Source organism: Cellulosilyticum sp. I15G10I2 (assembly GCF_900095725.1).
In the GTDB taxonomy this organism is placed as follows: Bacteria; Bacillota; Clostridia; order Lachnospirales; family Cellulosilyticaceae; genus FMMP01.
In genome coordinates this window covers 1-839 of sequence record NZ_FMMP01000004.1, presented here as the reverse complement: position 1 = coordinate 839, position 839 = coordinate 1, and the positions used below count along the sequence as shown (strand labels likewise).

The following is an 839-nucleotide window of genomic DNA, read 5'->3' as shown; positions in this document are numbered from 1 at the left end:
CGTCGGTGACCTAACCCTTCGGGGAAGGAGCCGCCTAAGGCAAAACCAATGACTGGGGTGAAGTCGTAACAAGGTAGCCGTATCGGAAGGTGCGGCTGGATCACCTCCTTTCTAAGGAAAATGACTGAGTATGGTTACTGTTTTATTTTGAAAGTTCAAAGAACTTTCAACCTAGATTCTAGCTCGTCAGAGCGCAAAAGATAGGGTGGGGTCATAGATAACCTCTATATATTAATATCTAACATTTTTGGTGGCGATGCGATTAGGGGACACACCCGTTCCCATACCGAACACGTAGGTTAAGACCTAGTCGGCCGATGGTACTTGTCTGGAGACGGACCGGGAGAGTAGGTGGCTGCCAAATTACATAGGCTCATAGCTCAGGTGGTTAGAGCGCACGCCTGATAAGCGTGAGGTCGATGGTTCGAGTCCATTTGGGCCTATTCAACTAAATACTATGTATTTAGTTTTTTTATTGACAAAAACTTAATAACTAATACAAGAAATTGTATTGGGGGTTTAGCTCAGTTGGGAGAGCACCTGCCTTGCAAGCAGGGGGTCACGAGTTCGAGTCTCGTAATCTCCATTGTCCTTGGATTTTAGGACACTTTGTACTTTGAAAACTAAACATAATCAAATGAGATTTTAAACTTTATAATTTAAAATCTACAATTTAACCGAAAATATTAAACTATTCTTTTTAAGTAAACGTAAGTTTGCTTTAGAATAACAAGGCACTATTTTCTATATTATATAGAAATATTGACCGATAAACAGAGTTTATTTATAAACAAAAGTTTATCTATTAGGTCAAGCTACTAAGAGCGTAGAGTGGATGC

Annotated in this window: 2 tRNA genes and 2 rRNA genes; all 4 read left to right on the top strand. The window is 40.0% G+C overall.

Features of this window, described 5'->3' with window-relative positions:
- Positions 1 to 111 (top strand): 16S ribosomal RNA (locus tag BN3326_RS00060); the annotation flags it as partial.
- A 135-nt stretch (positions 112 to 246) separates the two neighbouring features.
- A 5S ribosomal RNA gene (gene rrf / locus BN3326_RS00055) occupies positions 247 to 364 on the top strand.
- A gap of 5 nt (positions 365 to 369) precedes the next feature.
- Positions 370 to 443: transfer RNA gene (locus tag BN3326_RS00050), tRNA-Ile, on the top strand.
- A gap of 70 nt (positions 444 to 513) precedes the next feature.
- Positions 514 to 586, top strand: a tRNA-Ala gene (locus tag BN3326_RS00045).
- The last annotated feature ends 253 nt before the right edge of the window (positions 587 to 839 follow it).